The organism is Curtobacterium sp. 9128 (genome assembly GCF_007673775.1).
Lineage (GTDB): Bacteria > Actinomycetota > Actinomycetes > Actinomycetales > Microbacteriaceae > Curtobacterium.
This window is the reverse complement of record NZ_VEAF01000001.1, coordinates 448348-468273: the sequence shown is the minus strand read 5'-3', so window position 1 is coordinate 468273 and position 19926 is coordinate 448348. Positions and strand designations below refer to the sequence as shown.

General features: G+C 73.1%; 19 protein-coding genes. 14 read left to right on the top strand and 5 right to left on the bottom strand.

Annotated elements, in window-relative coordinates:
• Nucleotides 1–167: 167 nt before the first annotated feature.
• Nucleotides 168–656, top strand: coding sequence for a peroxiredoxin (locus tag FS641_RS02220; protein ID WP_144759231.1), 489 nt, complete (start codon nucleotides 168–170; stop codon nucleotides 654–656).
• Between the two features lie 65 nt (nucleotides 657–721).
• Nucleotides 722–1714: an alpha/beta fold hydrolase gene (locus FS641_RS02215; RefSeq protein ID WP_186317535.1), complete on the top strand. Its 993-nt coding sequence runs from the start codon at nucleotides 722–724 to the stop codon at nucleotides 1712–1714.
• On the opposite strand, the gene FS641_RS02210 is transcribed toward FS641_RS02215, so the two are convergent.
• Nucleotides 1650–2189 (bottom strand): hypothetical protein, encoded by a 540-nt coding sequence (locus tag FS641_RS02210; RefSeq protein ID WP_144759227.1) that lies wholly within the window; start codon nucleotides 2187–2189, stop codon nucleotides 1650–1652. The two genes, FS641_RS02215 and FS641_RS02210, sit on opposite strands and share 65 nt — an antisense overlap.
• Before the next feature lie 614 nt (nucleotides 2190–2803).
• Here FS641_RS02210 and FS641_RS02205 point away from each other — a divergent pair.
• The 12 genes from FS641_RS02205 to FS641_RS02150 all read left to right on the top strand — a co-directional run bounded on the left by FS641_RS02205 (nucleotide 2804) and on the right by FS641_RS02150 (nucleotide 15883).
• Nucleotides 2804–3601, top strand: coding sequence for a BtpA/SgcQ family protein (locus FS641_RS02205; RefSeq protein ID WP_186317534.1), 798 nt, complete (start codon nucleotides 2804–2806; stop codon nucleotides 3599–3601).
• Nucleotides 3598–4794, top strand: a complete 1197-nt coding sequence (locus FS641_RS02200) for an SIS domain-containing protein (protein ID WP_144759223.1) — start codon at nucleotides 3598–3600, stop codon at nucleotides 4792–4794. Before FS641_RS02205 ends, FS641_RS02200 begins: the two co-directional genes overlap by 4 nt.
• Nucleotides 4787–5689, top strand: coding sequence for a carbohydrate kinase family protein (locus FS641_RS02195; protein WP_144759221.1), 903 nt, complete (start codon nucleotides 4787–4789; stop codon nucleotides 5687–5689). Before FS641_RS02200 ends, FS641_RS02195 begins: the two co-directional genes overlap by 8 nt.
• Nucleotides 5686–6408 (top strand): aspartate/glutamate racemase family protein, encoded by a 723-nt coding sequence (locus FS641_RS02190; RefSeq protein WP_144759219.1) that lies wholly within the window; start codon nucleotides 5686–5688, stop codon nucleotides 6406–6408. Before FS641_RS02195 ends, FS641_RS02190 begins: the two co-directional genes overlap by 4 nt.
• The gene (locus FS641_RS02185) at nucleotides 6405–7925 is read left to right on the top strand and encodes an amidohydrolase family protein (RefSeq protein WP_144759217.1); all 1521 of its coding nucleotides are present in this window, start codon (nucleotides 6405–6407) and stop codon (nucleotides 7923–7925) included. The genes FS641_RS02190 and FS641_RS02185 overlap by 4 nt, the downstream gene beginning before the upstream one ends.
• Complete coding sequence (locus FS641_RS02180; protein WP_222122032.1) at nucleotides 7922–8842, top strand: hypothetical protein; 921 nt, start codon at nucleotides 7922–7924, stop codon at nucleotides 8840–8842. Before FS641_RS02185 ends, FS641_RS02180 begins: the two co-directional genes overlap by 4 nt.
• Nucleotides 8839–10629, top strand: a complete 1791-nt coding sequence (locus FS641_RS02175) for an ABC transporter ATP-binding protein (RefSeq protein ID WP_144759215.1) — start codon at nucleotides 8839–8841, stop codon at nucleotides 10627–10629. Before FS641_RS02180 ends, FS641_RS02175 begins: the two co-directional genes overlap by 4 nt.
• Before the next feature lie 32 nt (nucleotides 10630–10661).
• Nucleotides 10662–11483 carry an ABC transporter permease gene (locus tag FS641_RS02170; RefSeq protein ID WP_260855609.1) on the top strand — a complete coding sequence of 274 codons (822 nt, stop codon included), beginning with the start codon at nucleotides 10662–10664 and terminating at the stop codon, nucleotides 11481–11483.
• Between the two features lie 4 nt (nucleotides 11484–11487).
• Complete coding sequence (locus FS641_RS02165) at nucleotides 11488–12414, top strand: ABC transporter permease (protein ID WP_144759211.1); 927 nt, start codon at nucleotides 11488–11490, stop codon at nucleotides 12412–12414.
• A 106-nt stretch (nucleotides 12415–12520) separates the two neighbouring features.
• A complete protein-coding gene (locus FS641_RS02160; RefSeq protein ID WP_222122031.1) occupies nucleotides 12521–14113 on the top strand; it encodes an ABC transporter substrate-binding protein in 1593 nt (530 codons plus the stop codon).
• Nucleotides 14114–14183: 70 nt separating this feature from the next.
• Nucleotides 14184–14858, top strand: coding sequence for a GntR family transcriptional regulator (locus FS641_RS02155; protein ID WP_222122030.1), 675 nt, complete (start codon nucleotides 14184–14186; stop codon nucleotides 14856–14858).
• Between the two features lie 47 nt (nucleotides 14859–14905).
• Nucleotides 14906–15883 carry an NAD-dependent epimerase/dehydratase family protein gene (locus tag FS641_RS02150; RefSeq protein ID WP_144759207.1) on the top strand — a complete coding sequence of 326 codons (978 nt, stop codon included), beginning with the start codon at nucleotides 14906–14908 and terminating at the stop codon, nucleotides 15881–15883.
• Here FS641_RS02150 and FS641_RS02145 read toward each other — a convergent pair.
• The 4 genes from FS641_RS02145 to FS641_RS02130 are packed head-to-tail and all read right to left on the bottom strand — an operon-like array spanning nucleotide 15871 to nucleotide 19893.
• Nucleotides 15871–17487, bottom strand: coding sequence for an alpha/beta hydrolase family protein (locus tag FS641_RS02145; protein WP_144759205.1), 1617 nt, complete (start codon nucleotides 17485–17487; stop codon nucleotides 15871–15873). The genes FS641_RS02150 and FS641_RS02145 overlap by 13 nt on opposite strands.
• A complete protein-coding gene (locus FS641_RS02140) occupies nucleotides 17484–18425 on the bottom strand; it encodes an amino acid--[acyl-carrier-protein] ligase (protein WP_144759203.1) in 942 nt (313 codons plus the stop codon). The genes FS641_RS02145 and FS641_RS02140 overlap by 4 nt, the downstream gene beginning before the upstream one ends.
• Nucleotides 18422–19609 carry an acyl-CoA dehydrogenase family protein gene (locus FS641_RS02135; protein WP_144759201.1) on the bottom strand — a complete coding sequence of 396 codons (1188 nt, stop codon included), beginning with the start codon at nucleotides 19607–19609 and terminating at the stop codon, nucleotides 18422–18424. The genes FS641_RS02140 and FS641_RS02135 overlap by 4 nt, the downstream gene beginning before the upstream one ends.
• Nucleotides 19606–19893, bottom strand: a complete 288-nt coding sequence (locus FS641_RS02130) for an acyl carrier protein (RefSeq protein ID WP_144759198.1) — start codon at nucleotides 19891–19893, stop codon at nucleotides 19606–19608. Before FS641_RS02130 ends, FS641_RS02135 begins: the two co-directional genes overlap by 4 nt.
• Between the last annotated feature and the right edge of the window lie 33 nt (nucleotides 19894–19926).

The following is a 19926-nucleotide window of genomic DNA, read 5'->3' as shown; positions in this document are numbered from 1 at the left end:
CCCAGCCGCCGACGTGCCACCTGATGGTGCCGTGTGTCCCGAGCGGGTGAACGGGTGCTTGCATTCGCGTGCCGTCGGCGTACGATTGCCGATCGTGCCCGTGCGACCCTGCGCGTGCACGGACCGAACGGGCACACCCGCCGCCCGAGGAAGAAGCACACGCAACGATGGCACTGGAGAGCGGCTCACTCGCGCCGGACTTCGAACTCCCGAACCAGTTCGGTGAGCACATCCGCCTCAGCGACTTCCGCGGGTCCCGCCCCGTCGCGCTCGTCTTCTTCCCGCTCGCGTTCTCGTCGACGTGCACGAGTGAGCTCTGCGCCCTCCGGGACAACATCGCGATGTTCCAGGACAACCGCGTCGAGCTCATCGGCATCTCGGTCGACTCCAAGGCCACGCTCCGCTCGTTCGCGGACGTCAACGGCTACGACTTCGAGCTGCTCGCCGACTTCTGGCCGCACGGCGCGGTGTCGAAGGAGTACGGCGTCTTCCTCGAGCACAAGGGCTTCGCCAACCGCGCCACGTTCGTCATCGACGTGCAGGGCCGCATCCGCGCCTCCATCATCTCGGAGCCCGGCGTCGCCCGCGACGTCACCGAGTACCGGGCGGCCCTCGACCGGCTCGCCGCCTGCACCGCGCCCGTCCCGGTCGGCTAGGGCAAGCGCCCGTCCCTCCCGTTCCGAACACCTCCTGGGCGCATCCGCGCCGGACTGGAGGCACGGTGCACGCACCCGACAGCACCGCGGCACCGCGGGTGGTCACCACGGACGAGTACGCGCCCTTCCCGCTCACGTCCGACCCCGCCAGGTGGTCGCTCCGCCGTTCCGTCGTCGACACGGCGTCCGGGCCGGTCGTCGTGCACGCGCGTCCGGGTGACCACCCGGTGCTGTTCCTGCACGGCGTCGCCGGGTCGTGGACCACGTGGACCCCGCTGCTCGACGCCGCCGACGGGCACCCGTCCCGCGGGGTGGTCCTCCTCGACCTGCCCGGTTGGGGATCCTCGCCGGCCCCGGCGCGGCCGCTCTCCGTCGACGACGCCGTCGCCGTGGTCAGCGAGGTGCTCGACGCGCTCGGCCTTGCGTCCGTCGACGTCGTCGGGCACTCGATGGGCGCATTCATCGGCATGCACCTCGCGGTGACCGCTCCCGAGCGGACCCGGTCGGTCGCGCTCGTGTCCGGGACCACGTTCGCCGGGATCGACGCCGCCCGACACCCGCTCCGTGGCGCCGTGACGCTGCCGGCGTTCACGCTGCTCCGGGCCGGGCTCGCGGTCACCCGGAACGCGGCGCTCCCACTGCTCCGTGCCTCCGACCGGATCGGGCTGCTCCGGCTCCTCGCCGCTCCGGTCTTCACCCACGTCCGCCGACTGGACCGCAGCGTCCTCGACGCGTTCGTCGAGGAGCTCCGTCCGGCCGCGTTCCTCGCCGCGGCGCGGACGGGTGCCGGCTACGACACCGAGCGGTGGCGTGCGGTGTCCTGCCCGGTCGTCGCGATCTCGGGGCGGGACGACGTCTTCGCCCGCGCGTCGGACCTCGACGGACTCCGTCGCGTGGTCCCGCAGGCACGCACCGTGCTCCTCGACGACTGCGGCCACTTCGCCCACGTCGAGCACCCCGCCGCGGTCGTCCGTGCCGTCGCGGACGCTGCGGTCAGTGGTACTGCGGCGGCCAGTCGAACGCCGCCGGGCGATGCGGAGCCTCGCCGATCGAGGTGACGACGAGGTCGACCTCGCCGAGGTCCCGGAGCACGATCGAGCGCGGGTTGCCGTAGTACCGGTGCCCGTCGACCCACACCGTGAGGTCGCCGTGCAGTCCACCCACGCCCCAGGCGCTGAGTGGGACGTCCCACTCGTCGAAGAACTGCCCGAGGGTGAAGTCGCGGCGCTCGGGGGACTCCACGTGGACGATCCCCGACGTGTCGTGCGTGTGCAGCTCGGCGGCGAACCGCCGGGTGTCCGAGTGGCCGATGTCCGCCGGGATCACGACCGGGGTGTCCCCGTCCGTGATCGTCACGTGCGTGTGGATGTGCTCGGCGAGCGGCTGCCCCCACACGTCGTGGAGTCCGGCCGCCGCCGCACGTGTGGCGAGGTCGGTCGGCCGCGACCAGGTCGGCGTTCCCTGCTGCGCACACCCGCTCGCGAGCGCGACGACCACGACCCCTGCCGCCACCGCTGCCGCAACCCGCCTCATCCCTCGTTCCTACACCCGCCCGTACCCGCGTCGCCCGCCGCGCGGCACTCGCCCGCCGTCGAGCGGGCGGAATGCCGTGGTGCGCGAGCCGCCTGACCCTGGCATTCCGCCCGCTCGACAGGGCCTCATGCGCCGCGCGGCATCGGCCGTGGGCCGAGCGGGCGAAGTACCGGGGTGCGTGAGCCGCTCGACCCTGCCATTTCGCCCGCTCAGCGTCGGGACCATGCGTGGAGAGGTATGCGTCCGCGAGCGGGCGCAATCGCCGGGTCGGGCGCTGGGCGCACCGCGGCATTTCGCCCGCTCGACGTGGTCTGCATGCCCCGCGGCGCATGCCTCCGAGTTGAGCGGGCGGAATCGCGGGGACGGAAGCCAGGCACACCACGGCATTCCGCCCGCTCGACCGGGCGGGCATGCGCGCCGGACCACGAGCACGAGGATCGCTCGCGTGTATACACGTTCGCAGCCGAGTTGAGCGAGTTCGATGGGTGGCCAGACGCCGACGAACCGCGCTGAACGGGGGTTTCTACCCCAATTGCCGTGAAGACAACCCTCCCGTAACAGCCTCGAAATCTGCGTTGACGCGACGGAAACACCGAACTGTATACCGTTGCCGCATGCCACACGCTTTCCGCCTCGTCGGGGTCCTCCACCTCCCACCGCTGCCCGGTGCGGTCAACTACGCCGGTGCCTTCGTCCGCGAGATCGCGCAACGCGCTGCCGAGGACGCCGTCGCCCTCCGGGACGCCGGTTTCACGCACGTGATGGTGCAGGATGCGAGCGACATGCCCCAGGCCGTGCGGGTCGGAGCCCCGACGGTCGCGGCACTGGCCGTCATCGGCGCCGCCGTCACCGCCGCGGTCGAGCTGCCCGTCGGTGTCGTGGTGGGCCACAACGACGGCCCGAGTGCCGTGGCCATCGCCCACGCGATCGGCGCGTCCTTCGTCCGGGTGAAGGTCCTCACGGGCGTCTCGATCGGACCGACCGGCTGGATCCAGGGGTGCGCCCACGAGGTCGCGGCGATGCGCCGCCTGATCGGGAGCGACGTCGAGGTCTGGGCCGACGTCCACGAGGCGACGAGCCTGGCGCTGGCGTCGACCCCGGCGTGGGCCGCGGTCGAGTCGCACGACTTCGGTCGGGCCGACGCCCTCGTCGTCACGCGGGACAGCGGCGTCCCGGACGCGCTGGCGTCCATCGCGTCCCTCCGCGCGACGTTGCCCGACGTTCCGTTCCTGGTCGGAGGACGGGTCACGCTCGACACCATCGGCGAGACCGTCGCCGGCGCCGACGGCGCGGTCCTCGGCAGCGCGATCAAGCGGTCCCGTGCGGCGGACGCCCGGGTCGACCCCGCCGTCGCCGCCCGCTTCGGCGCCGCACTGACCACCACCGACCCCGACACACGGAGCCCGCGATGACCACCACCCCGCCCAGCCCGTTCATCGGCGACGGCAGCCCCCTCGACGCCCGTCAGCAGCGCGTCGTCGAGCGGGTCTCGGCCGCCGAGCACGCCTCGATCGTCGCGCTCCCCACCGACCACCCCCTCGACCCGAAGCGACGCGCTCGTGACGAGGCGACCTACCCGGAGCTGCTGGCGCAACCCGAGCGCATCCGGGAGACCCTCGCGGTGAACGACGCCGCCCTCACTGACCTGGCCGAGGTCATCGCGGCGATGCACGTCGACCGCGTCTTCGTGACCGGCGCCGGTGACTCCCTCGCGGTGGCGATCGCCGCGCGCCAGGCACTCGAGCTCATGCTCGGCGTCCCGTGCGAACCGGTGCAGAGCCTCGACCTGGCCTACTACCTCGCACCGCTCGTGACGAGCCGCAGCGTCGTCATCGCGCTCTCGAGCTCGGGGGAGACGACCCGGACGGTCGAGGCAGCGCTCATCGCCCAGCACGTCGGCGCACTGACGGTCGCGATCACGAACACCGCCGGGTCGACCCTCGACCAGGAGAGCGAGCGCACCCTCCTGCTGCGTGCCACCCGCGTGGGCTGGCCGACGCAGTCCTCGACCACCGCCCTGGCGCTGCTGCTCGACCTGGCCACCCGGGTCGGCGTGGTGCAGGGGCACCCCGAGGCCGCGGCACTCCGTGCCGGTCTCGCGACGATCCCCGACCGGATGGAGGAGGTCATCGCCGCCACCGAACCGCGCCTGGCCGCCGTGGCCGCCCGCGAGCACGCCAGCGGGACCTTCCTGTTCTCCGCGGCCGGCCCGAGCTGGGGCGCGGCGATCATCGGCGCCGCGAAGGTGAAGGAGTGCACCCCGGACCGCGCCGAGGCGATCCAGGTCGAGGAGTTCCACCACTACAACTCCCTGAAGACGGGGGAGCCGATCTGGATCATCGCCCCCGCCGGCCCCTCGGTGCCGCGCGCGGTGCACACGGCGAGCGAGGCCAAGCGCTTCGGCGGTCGCGTCCACGTGGTGACCACCGACGGCGTCGACGCGTTCGACACCGTCGCGGACGAGGTCCTCGTCGTCCCGGCCGTCCCCGAGCCGCTGAGTCCGCTGCTCACCGTGCTTCCCGCGCAGCTGGTCGGCTACCTCCTCGCGATGGAGCAGTTCCGCGCCGCCGAGGCCGCCCTCGCATCGGGGAGCCTCGATGGCTGACGCCTCGCTGCTCTGCATCGGCAACCTGACGATCGACGACCTCGTCCTCGACGGCACCACGACCACCGCCCTCGGCGGCGACGCCCTCTTCGCCGCGCTCGCGGCGCGACGCGTGCTGTCGGACGTGCGCATGCTGGCACCGGTGGGGACGGACCTGCCGGCACCGCTCCTCCAGGCCGTCGCCGGAGCCGGCGTCCGGATCGAGGCGACCCGACCCCGTGCCGTGCCCACGATCCGGAACCGGGTGACGTACGCGGCGGACGGATCGCGGTCGTGGGACCTGCTCTCCGGCGACGACGCGTTCGACGTGATGAGCGTGTACCCGGACGACGTCGCTCCCGCGGCGCTCGACGTGGACGGCGTGCTCGTCTCCGCGATGAGCCTGGGCTCGCAGCTCACCCTCGGCCCCTGGCTCCGGGCGGCGACCCGAGCCCGCCGGACCACGGTCTACCTGGACCTGCAGGAGGACTACGTCGTCGGCAACGAGGCCGCGCTCATGGCGCTCCTCCCGACGTGCGACGTGTTCCTGCCGAGTGAGGTCGAGGCCGTCGCCCTGGCGGGGACCACCGACCTGCCGCTCGCCGCGTCCCGGTTCCGGGACGCCGGTGCCGGCGTCGTCGTCGTCAAGACGGCCGAACGCGGCTGCCTCGTCTGCTCGGAGGAGGGCGTCGTCGTCGTCCCGACTGACGCGGTGGAGCCGGTCGACTCGACCGGTGCGGGCGACGCGTTCTGCGGCGCCTTCGCAGCGGCGCACGTCGCCGGCGCCGACCCGGTCGAGGCAGCCCGGCACGGCGCGGCAGCGGCGCGGGTCGCGATCGGCGGCCACGGCGTGTCCGCGCTCCTCGACGACCACGGCATCACCCGCACGATCGCCCGGATGGAGGACCACCGATGACCCACGTGCGGATCCTGAACCCGAACACCAGTGCGACGATGACCGCCGCTGTGCTCGCCGCGGCCCGGGCCGTCGCCCGCCCGGACACGACGGTGAGTGCCACGCACTCCTCGGGGGCGCCGGCGACCGTCGAGACGCACGTCGACGAGGTCTTCGGTGCCGCCGGCGTGCTCGGCCAGGTCGAGCGCGGCGAACGCGACGGCGTGGACGGGTACGTCGTCGCGTGTTTCGGCGACACCGGGCTCGAGGCAGCCAGGGAACGCGCGGCCGGCCCGGTCGTCGGCATGACCGAGGCGGCGCTCCAGACCGCGACGCTCCTGGCACACCGCTTCACCGTCATCACCATGCCCCCACGGACGCTCGCGATGACGGACCGCGTCGTCGCGTCCATGGGACTCGCGCACCGTTGCACGGTGCGCGCCGTGGACGTCTCGGTCGCCGCGATCGAGGCGGGCGCCGGTCCGGCGTTCGACGCGTTCGTCCTGGAGGCCCGTGCCGCGGTGGCAGCGGACGGTGCGGAGGCCGTGGTGCTCGGCTGCGCCGGGCTCACCGAGCTCGTCGCGTCGCTCACGGACGCGCTCGGCATCCCGGTCGTCGACGGCGTCGCCGCCGCGACCACCGCCGTCGAGGGCCTGCTGGCGCAGCGGCTCTCGACGTCCAGGGCGGGCACCTGGGCGGCGCCGACGGGCTCGGCCACGACGGACGAGGTGTGGCGATGAGCGTGCTCCTGACCGACGTGTACGTCTGGGCCCCGGCGACGCCGGCCGGCATGACCGGGCCGACCGACGTCCTCGTCGTCGACGACACCGTCCTCTCGATCGGACCGGGTGCCCGCGCGGCCGCTCCGGCCGACGCCCGCGTGGTCGACGGCGGCGGACACCACGTGGTCGTCCCCGGACTCGTGAACGCGCACTTCCACTCGCCGGCGAACCACCTCAAGGGCGCGTTCCGCAGCCGTCCCCTGGAGACGTTCATGCTCTACGAGTCGCCGGCGGACCCGGCACTCGCACCGACTCCGCGCGAGGCGTACCTGCGCACCATGCTCGCCGCGCTGGAGATGCTCCGCACGGGGACGACGAGCGTGCAGGACGACGCGTTCCTGATGCCGACGCCGGACCCCGACGTCATCGACGCGGTGCTGCAGGCCTACGCCGACAGCGGCATCCGCGCGACGGTGGCACTCGACCAGCCGGAGCTCCCGGACGCCGACAAGCTGCCCTTCCTCGACGGCGCCGACACCGACTTCGCCGCAGCCCTGCACACACCGGCCCCGGCGGCGGCACCGGAACTCCTCGCCGCCTACGACCACCTGATCGGGCGCTGGCACGGCGCTGCCGGCGGTCGTCTGTCCGCCGCGGTGTCGATCTCGGCACCGCAGCGGGTGAGCCCCGAGTACTGGGGAGCACTCGACGACCTCAGCCGTACCCACGACCTGCCCGTGTTCGCACACATGCTCGAGACCCGGACCCAGCGGGCGCTCTCGGCACCGGGCAGCGGCCAGGAGCGCTTCGTCGGACGGAGCCTGGTGCGGTACGCGGCAGACCTCGGGCTGCTGCACGACCGTGTCAACGTCATCCACGCCGTGTGGGTCGACGACGACGACCTCGACCTGATCGCCGAGGCCGGCGCCGTCGTCGCCCACAACCCGGTCAGCAACCTGCGCCTCGGCAGCGGGGTCATGCCGTTCCGGGCCATGCGGGACCGCGGGATCACGATCGCCCTCGGCGTCGACGAGGCGATCTGCGACGACACCGTCAACACGTGGGGCGTGGTCAAGCAGACCGGCCTCGTGCACAACGTCTCCGGACTCGACGCCGACGACTGGCCCGCACCGGCCGAGGTCCTCGACGCGCTCTGGGAGGGCGGTGCCGCGGCGATGCGGCGGACGGGGCAGATCGGCCGCGTGTCGGTCGGCGCCCAGGCGGACCTCGTGCTCCTCGACCTGCACGCTCCCGCGTTCACGCCCTTCAACGACCTCCGCGGCCAGCTCGTGTACTGCGAGACCGGCGGCAGCGTCCGGATGACGATCGTCGCCGGCCGCGTGGTCGCCGAGGACGGCCGGGTCGTCTCGGTCGACGAACACGCACTCCTCGCCGAGGCCCGCGAGCTGCACGCCGCTCGCCGCCCGGCTCTCGAACGGACGTGGGCCGCGGCCGACGCGGTGCTGCCGGCGTACGACGCCGTCGTGCGCCGCGCCGCCCGCACCGACGTCGGCATGAACAGGTGGATCGGATGACACACGACGACATGCTCCGGGCGGCCACGACCCCCGGACACGACCTCTGGCCCTACCGGCCGATCACGGCACCGGGCGGACCCGCCTGGCCGGACGGCCGCCGGCTCGCCGTCTACGTCGCCGTGGGACTCGAGGAGTACCGCTTCGGCGTCGGTCGGACCGAGGACGTCGTCCCCGACGTCACCGCCCCCGACCTCGTGAACACCTCGTGGCGCGACTACGGCAACCGCGTCGGCGCGTTCCGGCTCCTCGAACGACTCGACCGCGCCGGCATCCCCCCGACCGTGCTGCTCAACACCGCCGTCTACGACACCGCACCGGGACTCGTCGCCGAGGCACGGCGTCTCGGCGCCGAGTTCGTCGGACACGGGATCTCGAACTCCGACTCCCTCGCCGGCATGTCCTCGGCGCAGGAGGCGGCGTACCTCGCCGCCGTCGCCGCACGGATCGCGGCCGAGGAGGGGACCGCGCCCGGCGGCTGGTCGAGCCCGTGGCTCACCCAGACCACCTCCACCGTCGACAACCTCGCAGCGACCGGGTACCGCTACCTGCTCGACCTGCGGATCGACGACCGTCCGGTGACCATCACGACGCCGTCCGGGCCGATCACGGCGCTGCCCTACGCCCTCGAGGTCAACGACAGCACGACCGTCATCGGGCGCGGCGCGTCCGCGGGGGAGTTCGCCGACATGATCGTCGACGAGTTCGACGAACTGCTCGAACGCTCCGCCGACCAGCCCCTCGTCATGAGCGTCGTCGTGCACTCGTTCATCTCCGGCGCACCGTTCCGCCTCCGTGCCCTCGACCGGGCGCTGCGCCACATGACCGAACGGCGCGACGCGGTGTGGTTCACCCAGCCCCGCGCCATCGCCGCGCACCTCGCCGCGCACGGCACCGACGTGGGGAGGACGGCATGACCCCGATCGCCGAGGTCCACGACCTCCACCTGTCGCTCGAACGCGACGGCGTCCGTTCCGACGTGCTCCGCGGGATCGACCTGACGATCGGACCCGGCGAGATCGTCGGCCTGGTCGGCGAGTCCGGATCCGGCAAGAGCATGCTCGCGATGAGCCTGCTCGGCCTGCTGCCGGACGCCGCGCACCCGGTCGTCACCGGTGCGGTCACCGTCGCCGGGACCGACATGGCACACGGAGCGGAGTCCGAACGGCGCGCGACCAGACGCACCGCGCTCGGCGCCGTGTTCCAGGACCCGATGACCTCGTTGAACCCCACGATGCGCGTCGGCCGACAGATCGTCGAGGCAGGGCAGGACCGTGCCGGCGCGATCGCGCTGCTCGACGCCATGGGCGTCCCCGACCCCACCATGCGCTTCAGCGTCTACCCGCACGAGCTCTCCGGTGGTCTGCGGCAGCGGGTCATGGCCGCGATCGCCGTGGCCGGTCGTCCCGCGCTCGTGGTCGCCGACGAGCCGACCACCGCGCTCGACGTCACGGTGCAGGCCCAGCTGCTCGACCTCCTCCGCGAACTCCGCGACGAGCACGGGTGCAGCGTCCTCCTGATCACGCACGACCTCGGCGTCGCGTCGCAGATCGCCGACCGCATCGCCGTGATGTACGCCGGACGCCTCGCCGAGGTCGGCCCGGCCGCCGCCGTCCTGACCACACCGGCACACCCCTACACCGCCGGGCTCATGCGCTCCCGGCTCTCGCTCCGCCTCGACCGGGGCGACCGACTGCCCACCCTCCCCGTCGACACCCTCGACCCGGCCGAGCGCCTCGTCGGGTGCCCCTACCGGGCACGCTGCCCGCTCGCCCTCGACCGGTGCGCCGTCGAGATGCCGACCCTGGCGGACTCCCGACCCGCTCCGGACCACGGCGCCGCGTGCCTGGTGCCCGCCGAGACGGTCCGAACCGACCTGACGGCGGCGAGCCGAGCCTCCGCCCCGGTGCACGACGCCCGACCGACGGCCGTCACGTCCGCCCCACCGACGGCGGACCCGGCCGCCGCACCGGCCGTCGTCGTCTCCGGACTCGTCTGCTCCTACACCACCGGGCACGGCCGCCGTCGTCGCACCGTCCACGCCGTGCAGGGCATCGACCTGACCGTCGGCGCCGGCGAGGCACTCGCGATCGTCGGCGAGAGCGGTTCCGGCAAGTCGACCGTGCTCCGCGCGGTCGCGGGACTCGTCCCCGCACGGTCAGGATCGATCACCGTCGCCGCCGGCGGCGCACAGATGGTGTTCCAGGACGCCGGGTCGTCGCTCACGCCGTGGATGACCGTGGGGGAGACCCTCCGGGAACGCCTCGCGCCGGAACGGCTCGGCCGCGCCGAGACGGAGGGACGCGTGACGGCAGCGCTCGAGCGCATCGGACTCCCCGCCGCCGTCGCCCGGCTCCGACCGGCCGACCTGTCCGGCGGGCAGCGGCAACGCGTCGCCCTCGCCCGGGCGACCATCGTCCGACCCGCCGTCCTCCTCTGCGACGAACCGACCAGCGCCCTCGACGCGTCGCTCGCCGCGATGACCCTGAACCTCATCCGCGACATGCGACGGGAGCTCGACATGACCGTGCTGTTCGTCACCCACGACCTGGCGGTGGCCCGACTGATGGGGGACCGGATCGCCGTCGTGCAGGGCGGTCGGATCGTCGAGGTCGGCGACTCCGACGCCGTCGTCCGCGACCCCCGCGAGCCCTACACGCGCACCCTCGTCGCGTCGGTCCCCGAGATCGCGGTGACCCGGTGAGCGCCGTCGCCGTCACGAGACGGTTCTCCCCGGTGAACCTCACCAACGGTGTGCACGCCGGCCGGGCAACAGCCTGGGTCCTCGTCGGGCTCCTCGGCGCACTCACCCTCGTCGCCCTCCTCGCGCCGGTCCTCGCGCCGGCCGACCCGATCCAACCCGTCGGCGGTGTGCAGCTGGCCGTCGGGACCCCCGGTCACCTGCTCGGCACGGACTCCATCGGGCGCGACATCCTCTCCCGCACCCTGTACGGGCTCCGCACCTCGTGGTTCTCGGCGCTCGCCGTCGTCGCGGTCGGGTTGCTCGTCGGCGGCGTGGTCGGTGTCACCGCCGGTGTCGCCGGAGGGTGGGTGGACACGGCGCTGATGCGGGTCACCGACCTGTTCCTCGCGCTGCCGTCGACCCTCGTCGCGATCGCGATCGTCGCCGCGCTCGGCCCGGGGCTGACCAACACCCTCATGGGCATCTCGGTCGTCTGGTGGCCGTACTACGCCAGGATCATCCGCTCGGAGATCCGGTCGATCGTCGCCAGGCCACACGTCGAGGCCGCCCGTGTCACCGGCGTCGGCGGTCCACGCCTCGTGTTCCGGCACGTCCTGCCCGGTGCGGTCCCCACCGCGATCGTCACCGCGAGCCTCGACATCGGCAACGTCGTCCTGCTGCTCGCCGGTCTGTCGTTCCTCGGACTCGGGCAGCCGTCACCGGCGCCGGAGCTCGGCGCGGACACCGCGGCGAACACGCAGCTGCTCCTCACCGCGTGGTGGGTGCCCGTCGTCCCCGGTGTCGCCGTCCTCGTCCTCAGCCTCGTCGCGAACCTCGCCGGCGACGGCATCCGAACCCTCGTCACCAGGAGGTGACCGCATGACCAGGTTCCTGCTCCGACGCGCCGGCTCGCTCGTCGTGGTGCTGCTCGTGCTCAGCGTGGTCGTGTTCGTCCTGCAGCAGGTCGCACCGGGCGACCCGGCGCGGGCGGCGCTCGGCGCGAATGCGTCCCGGCAGGCCGTCGACGCCGAACGCCACCGTCTCGGGCTCGACGACCCGCTGCCGGTCCAGTTCCTGCGCTTCCTCGGCAACGCGCTGCACGGGGACTTCGGGACGAGCTTCCGGACCCACCGCGCGGTGGCGACGGACCTGGCGTCGGCGCTCCCGGCGACCGTGGAGCTCGTGCTCGCCGCGTTCGTGGTCGCGCTCCTGCTGGCCACGCTCTTCGCGGCGTCGGCAGCGCTGTCCTGGCCGTTCGCCGGCGTGTACCGCGGCGTGCTGCTCCTCGGGGCGACGGCACCGCCGTTCCTGCTCGCCCTCGGCGGCATCGTCCTCTTCTACGCGCAGCTCGGCTGGTTGCCGGCCTCCGGGCGGGGCGACGGTGGACCCGGCTCGGAGCTCGCACACCTGGTGCTGCCCGCGACCGTCCTCGCGATCGCGCCGGCCCTGGCGATCGGTCGGATCCTCCGTGCCGGGCTGGAGACGACCCTCGCCGCCGACCACATCCGCACCGCGCGGTCGAAGGGGATCGGCGACGCCGGGATCCTCGCACACCACGTCGTGCGGAACGCGATCGGCCCCGCCCTCTCGATGGCCGGACTCCAGCTCGGCTTCATGTTCGCCGGTGACGTCGTCGTCGAGCAGGTCTTCAGCTGGCCGGGGATGGGCAACTACCTCGCGAACAGCATCCCGACGTCGGACTTCCCGGCGATCGCCGCGGTCACGCTCGTGCTCGGCGCCGTCTACGTCGTCGTCAACACCGTCGCCGACGTCCTCCAGACCGCCGCGGACCCCCGCCTCGCCTGAGGCGCCGCGGACCAGCACCACCCCTCCAGCACCACCCCTCCAGCACCACCCCTCCAGCACCACCCCTCCAGCACCACCTCGGCACCACCCACCCGAAGGAGATCCCGTGAGGCTCAGCACACTCCGCAGGCGGACGCGCGTCGCACTCGCCACCGCCGCGGTCATGCCCCTCCTCGCCCTCGCCGCGTGCTCCGGCACCGGGAGCGCGACCACCGCGAACGCCGCGCCGACGAACGGCACCCTGACCGTCGGACTGCTCGGCGACATCGGCCAGCCGCCGGACCCGGACATCTACTACGCCAACAACGGCCTCGCGATCGTGCTCAACACGTACGAGGGGCTCGTCCAGTACGCGAACGACACCGACGCGGTGAAGATCGCGCCGCGCCTGGCGACCTCGTGGGACGTGAGCGGCGACAACACCACGTACACGTTCCACCTCCGGAAGGGCGTGACCTTCCACGACGGCACGCCGTTCACGTCGGCGGCGGTGAAGGTCGCGTTCGACCGGCGCATCGCCGTCAAGGGCGGTGCCGCCTACATGGTGGAGGGCGTGAAGAGCGTCGCGACCCCGGACGACCTGACGGCCGTGGTCACCCTCGACGCGCCGAACTCGGCGTTCCTGGACTACCTGGCGTCGCCCTTCGGCCCGAAGATGGAGTCGCCGACCGCGCTGCAGGAGCACGCCGGTTCCGACGACGCCCAGACGTGGTTGCAGACCCACGACGCCGGCACGGGCGCGTACGAGATCAGCGCCGCCGACCCCGGCACCTCGTGGACGCTCAAGCGGTACGACGACTACTGGGGCTCGAAGTCGCCGTTCACCACGGTGAAGCTGCCGATCTACTCCGACGTGTCTGCGCTGCAGCTCGCGTTCGACCGCGGTGACGTGTCCGCCGTCGTCGCGGCCCTGCCCTCGTCGAGCCTGTCGAAGTACGAGGACTCGACGAAGTACGCCAGTTCCATGCTCCCGACCCTGCAGTCCGCGCTCGTGACCCTGAACCCGTCGCGGCAGTTCTTCAGCACGAAGGAGGCACGTCTGGCCTTCCTGCAGAGCATCGACCAGGAGTCCCTGGTCAAGCAGGTGCTCGGGAGCCGATCGGAGCCGGCCACCACCCTCTACGCCAAGGGCATGATCCCCGGCGGCAAGGACGAGCAGGAGCTGCGGTACAAGCCGTCCGTGCTGAAGGACTACGCGGCCGGCCTGCCGAAGGGCACGAGCATGACCATCGGGTACGCGAGCGGCAACACGAACGCCCAGCAGATGGCGAACATCCAGGCCGCCAAGCTGCAGGCGCTCGGCATCCAGGCGACGGCGAAGTCCTACCCGACGTCGCAGGTGTTCGGGTGGATCAACGACCCGAGCACGGGTCCCGATGCGTTCTTCGACGGCAACAACGGCCCGGACGGTGGCTCGCCCTACATGTGGGGACACGTGTTTTGGGACAGGTCCGGCGGCATCAACTACTTCGGCTGCGACGTCCCGAGCGTCGACGAGAAGCTGAACCAGGCGGTCGCGACCGGCGACGACGACCTGTACGTGGCCGCCGCGGAGGAGTACGCCGCGACCGGGTGCTACTACAACCTGTCGTACAACAAGGACTGGGTCCTCGCCCAGAAGTGGTTGACCGGCGTCGCCGCGTCGCACAACATCGGCGCGAACGAGCTCGACTTCAGCAAGCTCGGCATCGAGAAGTGAGGCACGGGATCGGCGGTCCGGGCGCGCGTCCGGACCGCCGCTCCCCGTCTCGTCCGGGAGGATGGCCACGATGACCACGACGCGCCGTGCCGACGCGACGGACCAACCGTCGCTCTCACGCCAGATCCATGCCCGGATGCGGGAGGCGATCATCCGCGGCGAGTACCCGCAGGGGCACAAGCTCGCCGAGGTCCGGATCGCCGAGGAGCTCGCGGTCTCGCGCGTCCCCCTCCGCGAAGCCGTCCCGATGCTCGAGATGGAGGGCTTCGTCGTCACCTCGCCGCGCCGCGGGGCCGTGGTCACCACCTGGACGTCCGACCTCATCCACGAGCTGTTCGACCTGCGGGAGGTCCTGGAGGTCGGTGCCGCCGGACTCGCCGCCCGGGCCGTCGCCCGCGGGACCTCCGCGACGGCGGTCGAACGGGCGCTCGAGCACTCGCACGCGGTCGTCGACGAGGGCGATCCGTACCGCATCGCCGAGGCGAGCACGCTGTTCCACCAGACGATCGTCGAGACCACCGGGAACTCGATGATGGAGGCGTCGATGCGGTCGGTGTCCGGGCGCGTGCAGTGGCTGTTCTTCCTGACGAGCGAACTCGACGTGCACGACGCCTTCCACGACCACGTCGAACTCGCCGCCGCGATCGCCCGCGGCGACGAGCGGATGGCGGAGGCGCTCGCGTTCGCGCACATCGAACGCGACCGGGAGCCGTCGTTCTCGGTGCTCCACAAACCGATCCGCTGACAGCGGACCGGGCGCCGTCGGCCACCGCCAGCCGATTGACTGGGACGATGCGGACGCTGGTGCTGGGTGGGACGGGATGGCTCGGGAGCGCGATCGTGCGGGAGCACCTGGCGCTCGGGGCGGACGTGACGTGTCTGGCACGCGGGGAGAGCGGCACGGTCCCCGACGGCGCCCGGTTCGTCCGAGCCGACCGACGAGACGCGGACGCGTACGACACCGTCCGCGGCGCGTGGGACGAGGTCGTGGAGCTGTGCGCCGCCCCTGATCTGGTCCAGCCGGCACTCGCGGCACTCGCAGACGACGCCGCGCACTGGACGCTCGTGTCCACCGTGTCGGTGTACGCCCGGAACGACGAACCCGACGCGGACGAATCTGCAGCACTCGTCGACCCGGCCGACCCGACGGAGTACGGGCCGGGCAAGGTCGCGGCGGAACGCAGCACCGCCGCACGCCTCGGCGCGTCCGGAGCCGGGGGCGGCCGGCTGTCCGTCGTCCGTCCGGGCCTCGTCGTCGGTCCGGGTGACCCGAGCGATCGGTTCGGGTACTGGCCGGCGCGGCTGCAGGGCACGGGGCCGGTCCTCACCCCGACGACGGCGGGGCGGTTCGTGCAGGTCGTCGACGTCGGCGACCTGGCGGCGTGGACCGCGGCGGCGGCGCGGACGGCGCACGTCGGCGTCGTGAACGCGGTCGGGGCGGCGGTCCCGATGGAGGACTTCCTCCGCACCGTCGCCGCGGTCGGCGGGTTCGACGGCGAGACCGTCGCGGTCGAGGACGACGCGCTCCTCGCGCGGGACGTCCGGTACTGGGCTGGTCCCCGTTCCCAACCGCTGTGGCTGCCCCGGTCCGACGCCGCGTTCGCGCAGCGGTCCGGGGTGGCGTGGCACGCTGCCGGTGGCCGCTCCCGACCGCTGGCGTCCACCGTCGCCGCGGTGCTCGATGACGAACGGGCCCGGGGCGTCGACCGGCCGCGCCGCTCCGGACTCACACGAGCCGAAGCGGACGCCGTCATCGATTACGTCAGCTGATCGACCCGCTCGGACCCTGACCCGGTGCGGTCAGCCGCGAACGTCGCCGCGACGCGGGCGCGGACCTCGGACACGACCGTACGCCGCATGCTCAGGGAGAACAGCGCGTGGTCCCCGTCGTGCACGGGCACCAGGCTCACCGAGCCCGCGCGGGTCCCCGGTGCGTACCGCTGGAGTGCCGCCCGTCCGCCGAGACGCTCGAAGACCGCGAGGTCGACCGGAGCGGCGATGACCACCACGTCGGTGCCGGACGCCACGAGCGGCCGGACGTGCTGCAGGACGCCGCCGGTCCGTTGCCGCTCGACCCGGGCACGGAGGGCCGGCGGGACGAGGCGGTCGTACCAGGACCGTGTCCACTGACGGCTCCGGGAGGGGACGTCGGTGGCGGTCGCGGTGACGTCGCCCGGTGCGGCGGCCCGACGGCGGAAGTCGTTGGGGCTGATCTCCACGACGAGTCGTGGTGACAGCCCCGCCGAGCGTCCGGCGAGCCACGCGCCGGCGCAGAGACCGACGAGCGCGAGTCGGTCGCCCTGCACGCCGAGCGCGGACACGACTGCGGCCTGGTCGTCGACCCACGTCTGTGCGAAGAGGTGGTTGTGCTCGTCGGGGGACACCGCGGTGCTCTCCCCGGTCCCGCGGCGATCGAGCCGGACGACGCGCACACCGTCCTCCGCGAGTGCCCGGGCGAGCGCGACCTGGTGGTCGTTCCCACCGACCCGGTGCTCGGCGCCGCCGGTGTGCAGGAGGACGACGGGCCCGTGCTCGCGCGTGCCGGCCGGGACCGTCGCCACGGCGAAGAGCGATTCGGGTCCGAGGTGGACGACGTGCTCCGAGACACCGGAGTCGAGGTCGAGCACGGCGTCCAGACGCGGCGGCCGCGACGTGACCACCGCCTCCGGGACGTGCGCGTCGACCCAGGTCACCACCGTGTCGATCGCCGCAGCGGGGATCCGCGCGTGGATGCTCATCTCGTCGAGGAGTTCGGCGCTGCCGGAGACCTCGACGGTGGGGACGTCGCCGACCGCTCGCGGGGCACGTGCCCCGGGTCGCACGAGCACGACGGTCGAGCGGGGGTCCCGTTCGACGTGCACGAGTGCGGCGACCGCCGCGGCCTGCGCGGTGTCGAGGTCGATGCCGACGAGGGACTCGACACCGTCGACCACACGGGGTGCCTCGATGGTCAGCGTCGCGAGTGCGCGCTGTCGCCGCAGCCAGGCGCGACCGGACTCCGGCGCGTCCCAGAGCACCACGCCGTCGTCCTCGGTCGCGGCTGCCGAGGCGATGAGGGCCGCCGACGCGAGTCCGACGAAGACGATCCGCTCGACCCCGGTCGTGCGGAGCACGTCGGCCGCGTGGCGTGCGGACCGGACGGGTGCGTCCGGGTCGGCGTCGTCCTGCGCGTCGCCACGGCCCGACGCGTCGTAGCGCACCGAAGCCACGCCACGAGCCTCCAGGCGGTCGGCCAGCAGGCGGAACGAGCGGTAGGCGAGGACGCCCTCCTGGCCGAGCGGTGCGCAGATCACCACCCCGGCGCGGACCGACGGTGGCACCTGGACGGCGGCGCGGATCGCCGGGACACCCGACCAGCCGTGGAACGTCGTCACAGGGCCAGCGCGCGTCGGACCGTCAGCGGCCACGCGTCGGGGTCGGTGCCGTGGGCGGCGAAGAGCGCGATCGTGATGCGCTCCAGGCCGAACGCGAGGCACGCGCTGTGCGCGACCTCGCCGTCGGCGGTCCGGATCCCGAACGCCCGGCCGAAGTGGTCCTCGTGCAGGTTCGCCGAGCTGATCGCCGTGGGCTCGCCGACGTCGCCGTACACGGGGGTGACGAACTCGGACTTCAGGGACTGCTCGATCTGGTTCCGGGCCATGACCGTGCCGACCCGGCCGAAGAACGGGTCGTTCGCCGGGACGACGTCGATCGCCAGCCCGAACCCCTCGAGCAGTGCCCGCATGACGGGGACGTGCTCGTCGCGGTGCGCTCGTGCCGCGGCCGGCGTCCCGATGTGGACGAACTCGTGCATGTGGAACGCCTGCATCCGCATGGGGTCGAGCGACGGCTCGCGGCGGAAGGAGTCCCCGAGGACGTCGAAGGACCGGCCCGCCTGCGGCACGGTGTCACCGACGAGGCCGTAGACGGGGTGGCACACCGCCGGCGCGAGCATGAGGTCCGCCGGTTCGAGGAAGCCCTCCCACCGATCGCCCCGCTCGCGTGCCGCCAGGAGCGCCCGGTGCTCGCGGTCGCCGCCGGTGAAGACGGAGACCGACGCCGCGAGGTCGGGGAAGGAGGCGATGTAGTCGGTGCGCTCGAAGGCGGCGAGCGGTTCGACGGGCGGGAAGCGCAGCACCTCCGCGTCGAGGGGCGCCATGGTGGCCACTGCGGCGGCGTCCACCGCGGTGGCCACGCGGTCGAACACCCCGGTTCGGCCGTAGAGGCCGGGGGAGCCGAGGTCGATCAGGATCCCGTCGGCGAGGAGCGTGCTGCGGAGCGCGGCACGGGCGCGGTCGAGGGCGGTGTCGGTGGTCGGTTCGGTGACGGTCACAGGATCACTCCGGTCATGAGGGCCAGTCCGGCGTCGTTGTGGAGGAGACGGTCGTTGCTCACCATGACGGCGGCGCCGTGGGCGTCTCGGAGGTGTCGGGCGATGCTCGTCGGGCCGGATGCGGCGTAGCCGGCGATGCCGACGACGCGCAGTGCGGCCGTGACGATGTCGGTGACCCGCTCGGAGGCGCTGATCTTCAGCGCGTTCGCGGCCAGGGCGTACGCGCTGGACTCGAGGGTGTCGGGGTCGTCGGCGACGGCGTCGAAGCGCTCCGCGGCGTGACGGACGCCGTCGGCGAGTGTCTGCAGGTCGACGAGCAGTTCGGCCAGCCGCAGTGCCGCTGGCGGGGTGGTGCCGATGCTCGCTCTGGCCTGCTTCCGCACGGCGGAGCGGGCACGGTCGGCGGCCGAGACGGCGATGCCGACCCAGACGGACGCCCAGAGCACGTGCGAGACCGGCAGGACCGTCTGCGCGGAGATCGTCGCGTAGTCGTCGCGGAGGACGTGGTCGCTCGTGGTCTCGGCGTCGAGGACCCACCCGTTGCTGCAGGTGCCGCGGAGCCCGAGCGTGTCCCACGTCGAGGTCTGGGTGAGCACGGTCTGCTCGCGGTCGCAGATGACGAGGCGCTGGTCGGAGGCGGGGGCGTCGAGGTCCCGTCGCGCGGTGACGAACAGCGCGTCCGCCTCGGTGGCGTAGGAGATCACCGGGGCGTCCTTGCGGAGGCGGATCCGCCCGGGGAGGGCCCCGGCGTCCTCGATCGCGCAGGTGGACCGCCGTGCGTCGCCGCCGACGCCGCGCTCCGTGGTGGACGACGCGACGAGGGCGCCGTCGCGGACGCGGTCGATCATCGCGAGGACGGCGGGATCGTCCCCGCCGTGCCGCCACAGTGCCATCACCTGGCCCTGGTGCATCGCGAACACCATGCCGGTGGCGGCGCAGGCACGGCCGAGCTCGGTCGCGATGGTGGCGAGGTCGGACACCGTGGCTCCGTCGCCGCCGTGCTCCTCGGGCACCGCGGCGGCGAGCAGCCCGTACTCCCGCATCGCGGCGATCGCCTCGCGCGGCGGTCTGGCGTCGCGGTCGACCTCGTCGGCGAACTGTGCGGCGACGGCCGCCACGGCCGCGGTGCGTTCCGCGAACCGTTCGGCCGTGTCGACGCGGGCCGTCGGCTGCAGCGTCGTCATGCGAGCGCCTCCGTGGCCGCGGCGGTCATCGCGCTGATGGAGGCGAAGGTCGCGCGGGTGAGCAGGTGGTCGGGGAACTCGGTGTCGAGCTGGTCCTCGACGGCGAGCATCACGTTCACGGTGGCGTGCGAGGTCAGGCCGAGCGCGTAGAGGTCGGCGTGCGGCGACAGGTCCTGCGGGTCGATGCTGAGCCGGGCGTGGTCGGCGAGTGCGCGTCGGACGACCTGGTCGGTCGTGTCGGCGAGGGCGGTCGAGGTCGCCCGGGTGTCCTGATCCGGCTGCATGCGAGCAACGATAGGGAGCGGACGGACCCGGAA

What these genes read in the sequence shown, in the direction of transcription:
- FS641_RS02175 (WP_144759215.1), top strand. Translation starts at nt 8,839, where the DNA reads ATGACCCCGATCGCCGAGGTCCACGACCTCCACCTGTCGCTCGAACGC.
- FS641_RS02220 (WP_144759231.1), top strand. Translation starts at nt 168, where the DNA reads ATGGCACTGGAGAGCGGCTCACTCGCGCCGGACTTCGAACTCCCGAAC.
- FS641_RS02180 (WP_222122032.1), top strand. Translation starts at nt 7,922, where the DNA reads ATGACACACGACGACATGCTCCGGGCGGCCACGACCCCCGGACACGAC.
- FS641_RS02135 (WP_144759201.1), bottom strand. Translation starts at nt 19,609, where the DNA reads ATGACGACGCTGCAGCCGACGGCCCGCGTCGACACGGCCGAACGGTTC.
- FS641_RS02195 (WP_144759221.1), top strand. Translation starts at nt 4,787, where the DNA reads ATGGCTGACGCCTCGCTGCTCTGCATCGGCAACCTGACGATCGACGAC.
- FS641_RS02210 (WP_144759227.1), bottom strand. Translation starts at nt 2,189, where the DNA reads ATGAGGCGGGTTGCGGCAGCGGTGGCGGCAGGGGTCGTGGTCGTCGCG.
- FS641_RS02155 (WP_222122030.1), top strand. Translation starts at nt 14,184, where the DNA reads ATGACCACGACGCGCCGTGCCGACGCGACGGACCAACCGTCGCTCTCA.
- FS641_RS02200 (WP_144759223.1), top strand. Translation starts at nt 3,598, where the DNA reads ATGACCACCACCCCGCCCAGCCCGTTCATCGGCGACGGCAGCCCCCTC.
- FS641_RS02130 (WP_144759198.1), bottom strand. Translation starts at nt 19,893, where the DNA reads ATGCAGCCGGATCAGGACACCCGGGCGACCTCGACCGCCCTCGCCGAC.
- FS641_RS02190 (WP_144759219.1), top strand. Translation starts at nt 5,686, where the DNA reads ATGACCCACGTGCGGATCCTGAACCCGAACACCAGTGCGACGATGACC.
- FS641_RS02185 (WP_144759217.1), top strand. Translation starts at nt 6,405, where the DNA reads ATGAGCGTGCTCCTGACCGACGTGTACGTCTGGGCCCCGGCGACGCCG.
- FS641_RS02150 (WP_144759207.1), top strand. Translation starts at nt 14,906, where the DNA reads ATGCGGACGCTGGTGCTGGGTGGGACGGGATGGCTCGGGAGCGCGATC.
- FS641_RS02205 (WP_186317534.1), top strand. Translation starts at nt 2,804, where the DNA reads ATGCCACACGCTTTCCGCCTCGTCGGGGTCCTCCACCTCCCACCGCTG.
- FS641_RS02165 (WP_144759211.1), top strand. Translation starts at nt 11,488, where the DNA reads ATGACCAGGTTCCTGCTCCGACGCGCCGGCTCGCTCGTCGTGGTGCTG.